Below are 4178 nucleotides of genomic sequence, written 5' to 3' on the forward strand. Positions count from 1 at the left end.
TCTATGCACAGCGCGACGTGCTCGATATGGTCGCGTGAAATGAAGCTATAGGTCTCCGGTAAATCCGGGGCGATTCAAAGGGCGAGATCGATCAGGAGGCGTGGGACAGCCTGAAACGGACGGTGTCGCGGCCCTTCGCGCGGCCCAAGTCCGGGCGGATCGCGGTGAAGGTGATCAACCATTTGGGGGATGAGGTGATGAAGGTGATGGGGGTGGGATGATGGGAAAAGGCGGATATAACGGCGGCTCAACAATCCTAAAGTTCTTCGCTCCAAGTTATCGTAAAAAAAAGAAAAAAAATTCAGTTCCAGAAGACTACGATTTTGAGCAACGCGCAGAAGCAATTCGACGTGAGCTGAAAAACCGAAAGGATAAACTGGCAAAAGGCCAAAGCCTTGTAGGGTTCACGAAGCTTGGCTCAGATACCAAAAAGAAGTCGAAGAAGGCAAAATCCAAGAAGCTCAAGAAAATCAAAGAATGACCTTCCGCATCGCCGACAGCTTTTCCGACAGCCTCGCACGGCTCACCGCGCAGGAGCAGAAGGCGGCCAAGACCGCGGCGTTCGATCTCCAGATGACCCCGGATAACCCGGGCCTCAGCCTGCATCGCGTGGATCGCGCCCGCGACAAGGGGTTCTGGACCGCGCGGGTCAATCGCGACATCCGGCTGGTGCTGCATAAGCAGGGCGGCGACACGCTTCTCGCTTGGGTCGGCCATCATGACGACGCCTATGCCTGGGCCGAGCGGCGGCGGCTGGAAAGCCACCCGCGCACCGGCGCCATGCAGATCGTCGAAATTCGCGAGACGGTCGAGGAGGTGGTGATCCAGCGTTATGTCGAGGAGGCCGTGCGAAAGCCGCGCCTCTTCGAGGGAGAGCCCGATGATGCGCTCCTATCCTGGGGCGTGCCCGAGGACTGGCTCGATGTGGTGAAGGGCGCCACCGAGGACACCGTGCTCGACATCGCCGGTCATCTGCCCGCCGAGGCGGGCGAGGCGCTTCTGCAGGCCGCGACGGGGGGACGGCCGCAGCCGGCCGCGCTGGTCGAGGGCGCGGACCCCTTCGAACATCCCGATGCCGGCCGCCGCTTCCGCGTCATGGAGAATGTGGACGAGCTGCGCGCCGCGCTCGAGGCCCCGTGGGAACGCTGGGCCGTCTACCTGCACCCTGCGCAGCGCGAATATGTCGATCGCGATTTCAACGGCCCTGCGCGCGTCATCGGATCTGCCGGGACCGGAAAGACGGTCGTCGCCCTGCACCGCGCCGTGCGCCTCGCCCAAGACCCGGGTGCGCGAGTCCTGCTCACAACGTTCAATGCCGGGCTGGCCGAAGCGCTGGCGCGGAAATTGCCGCTGCTTGCAGGCGAAAACGTGAGAGCGCGCATAACGGTCACGGCTCTTGGTTCCCTGATCGGGAAACTGCACGCCGAGCGGTTCGGTGACTGCACCATCGCCTCCGAGGAGGAGGAGATTCGCGCGATCCTGCGCGACGGTTCTGCCGCGAGCGATGCCTCGTCCACCGTCGATTTCCTTTACGACGAATGGAGCCTCGTCGTGGATGCATGGGATATCCGGGATCTCGACACCTACCGCGACCTGCCGCGCCTCGGCCGCAAGGTCCGGATGCCTGCCGCGCGGCGCGATGCGGCCTGGGCGATTTTCGAGACATTACGCGCCGAGATGACCAAGCGAGGCAAGAAGACCGAGGCACAAATGGCCCATGACCTTGCAGAGACCGGCGCGTTTCCGTTCACTCATGCCGTGATCGACGAGGCGCAGGATATTTCCGTGCCCGAGCTTCGGATGCTGGGAAATACCCTTGGCAGCAGGCCGAATGGCCTGTTCTTCGCAGGCGACATCGGCCAGCGCATCTTCCGCGCGCCATTCCCATGGGCCGCGACAGGGGTCGAGATCCGCGGCCGCTCGCGCAGCCTCAAGGTGAACTACCGCACCTCCCACCAGATCCGCCGCTACAGTGACGATCTGCTGCCCGAAACGCTGGTCGAGCCGGATGGAACCGAGGAAAACCGCCTCGGGGTCACATCAGTCTTCGATGGGGCTGCTCCGGAGGTGCACCGCTTCGAGACACGCGCGGACGAAGTGGCCGAGGTCAACGGGTGGCTGGAAGCCCTCGCGCAGGCCGGCGTCGCAAGCGACGAGGTCGTGTGCCTCGTCAGAACCTCGTCTCTTGTGGACGCGCTGGCACCGCTACTTCCTGTCGCGGTGATGCCTATGCATGCGGCCAAGGGCGCCGAATACCGCGCCGTTGCTGTCTTGGCGCTTGATCAGGATATCGTGCCGCTCGAAGAACGCCTGTTGTCCGCGAATGATGAGGCGCGGCTCGACGAGATCATGAACACCGAAAGGCATCTGCTATACGTCGCTGCCTCTCGCGCCCGCGATCATCTATGGATGTCAGGGGTGGCACCCGTGTCCGAGTTCCTTGGCGATTTGTTTAAATAATACCAAGCCGCGTGAAGGCTGACTCACGGGGGATTCCCAAGGTGGCGAAAACCTGACTCTATGGTGATAGAGTTGGGGAGGGCGTGGCCATGGGTGCAGCAATAGAATTACGGGCGGACTTTGACGGCGCGACATTGAGATGTCTGGCCCGGACAACGAAAAACGCGAACCAGAGCCGCAGGCTGCTGGCGCTGGCCGAGATCTACGATGGTGGTCGTCGGGGCGATGCGGCGCGGATCGGGGATGTGGGTCTGCAAATCGTGCGCGACTGGGTCCTGCGGTTCAATGCCGGCGGGCCGGAGGGGCTGATTGATGGCAAGGCGCCCGGCCAGCAACCCAAGCTCGACGATGCTCAACGTCATGCGCTTGCGGCGATCGTGGAGAGCGGTCCGACGCCGGAGGTCCACGGGGTCGTGCGTTGGCGCTTGAGCGATCTGGCAAAGTGGCTTCGTGCGGAATTTGCGGTGTCGCTTCACGAAACGACCGTGAGCCGGGAACTCAAGAAGCTCGGCTATGTCAAACTCACGGCGCGGCCCCGCCACCATGCGCAAGATACCGAAGCGCTGGAGGCGTTTAAAAAAAGACTTCGCAACCAAGCTTGAAAAGGTGCGCGCAGGCCTCCCGCAAGGCACTGCAATAGAGGTCTGGTTTCAGGACGAGGCCCGCGTCGGTCAGAAAAACAAGATCACGCGCCAGTGGGCAAAGCGCGGAACACGCCCCTCGGCACCGCATGATCAGCGCACCATGTCGAGCTATATCTTCGGAGCGATCTGCCCGGCCCTGCGCAAGGGCGCAGGGCTTGTCCTGCCGGTCTGCAACACGGGCGCGATGACCATGCATCTTGCCGAAATCGCCCGAACCGTGGCGCCGGGTGCTCATGCCGTCGTGCTCATGCATCAGGCCGGATGGCATATGACCGGCGCGCTCGTCATACCCGACAATATCAGCATCCTCCCGCTGCCAGCCAAATGTCCCGAACTCAACCCGGTCGAAAACATCTGGCAATTCATGCGCGATAACTGGCTATCCAACCGCATCTTCGAGTCCTATGATGAAATCCTCGATCATTGCTGTGATGCTTGGAATAAACTGATCGACCAGCCCGACCGCATTGCCTCCATCGGATGCCGCCAATGGGCACAAGAGTTCTGATCGGTGCAGGTTGGTATAAGTCGGGATGTAGCAGACGCCTTGCCTCAGCGAATTCATCGATCAAAATCGACACCACCGACGCGTGGCCCTTTCGGGAGCCCTTCGTGGACCACCAGAGGAAGTCCTCGGCCTGCGTCTCCAGGCACCGCCAGCCCCCACAACCACATTTATTCAACGGGTATGTTCGCGCTCGCTTGTCCACCCGTGTAGTATACCCGGCCTTGGCAGGGATTCGATCAACATTAGCGAGGCACACGTGAACAAAGTGTATCCGGATATGTATCTAGGGGCCTTGGCATCCAAATTTACCAAGTGATTTCATGTACTTAAATCACTACTATGGCGGAGAGAGAGGGATTCGAACCCTCGAGACGGTTGCCCGCCTACACACTTTCCAGGCGTGCGCCTTCGACCACTCGGCCACCTCTCCTATACTGAGTTAATAAACGGTTGAGGCTGGGAGTTGCAAGAGGTGGTTATGTTGACCTGCCCCCCAAAAACCGGGCCATTCAAAAGTAGAGTTTGTTCTCGTAACGTTCAAAACGACAAGGAGAACAGACGATGCG

3 protein-coding genes and 1 tRNA gene are annotated in these 4178 nt (G+C 60.8%); 3 read left to right on the top strand and 1 reads right to left on the bottom strand.

What is annotated here, in order from left to right; translation table 11 throughout:
- Nucleotides 1-220 precede the first annotated feature (220 nt).
- The 3 genes from ACROSR_RS20275 (at nucleotide 221) to ACROSR_RS20285 (ending at nucleotide 3612) form a co-directional block, all read left to right on the top strand.
- Nucleotides 221-481: a hypothetical protein gene (locus ACROSR_RS20275; protein WP_432687687.1), complete on the top strand. Its 261-nt coding sequence runs from the start codon at nucleotides 221-223 to the stop codon at nucleotides 479-481.
- On the top strand, nucleotides 478-2460 hold the full coding sequence (locus ACROSR_RS20280) for a 3'-5' exonuclease (RefSeq protein WP_432687688.1): 1983 nt from the start codon (nucleotides 478-480) through the stop codon (nucleotides 2458-2460). The genes ACROSR_RS20275 and ACROSR_RS20280 overlap by 4 nt, the downstream gene beginning before the upstream one ends.
- An 89-nt stretch (nucleotides 2461-2549) precedes the next feature.
- Nucleotides 2550-3612 (top strand): IS630 family transposase gene (locus ACROSR_RS20285; RefSeq protein WP_432687689.1). Its coding sequence is split into 2 segments (ribosomal slippage): nucleotides 2550-3035 and nucleotides 3037-3612, totalling 1062 coding nucleotides; the frame shifts between segments, so codons are not numbered across the junction.
- Nucleotides 3613-3952: 340 nt separating this feature from the next.
- On the opposite strand, the gene ACROSR_RS20290 is transcribed toward ACROSR_RS20285, so the two are convergent.
- Nucleotides 3953-4042: transfer RNA gene (locus tag ACROSR_RS20290), tRNA-Ser, on the bottom strand.
- Nucleotides 4043-4178: the final 136 nt, after the last annotated feature.

The organism is Roseovarius tibetensis (assembly GCF_050896375.1).
Taxonomy (GTDB): domain Bacteria; phylum Pseudomonadota; class Alphaproteobacteria; order Rhodobacterales; family Rhodobacteraceae; genus Roseovarius; species Roseovarius tibetensis.

Excerpts from the sequence above, each read along its gene's own strand:
- ACROSR_RS20280 (WP_432687688.1), top strand. The coding sequence starts at position 478 with ATGACCTTCCGCATCGCCGACAGCTTTTCCGACAGCCTCGCACGGCTC.
- ACROSR_RS20275 (WP_432687687.1), top strand. The coding sequence starts at position 221 with ATGGGAAAAGGCGGATATAACGGCGGCTCAACAATCCTAAAGTTCTTC.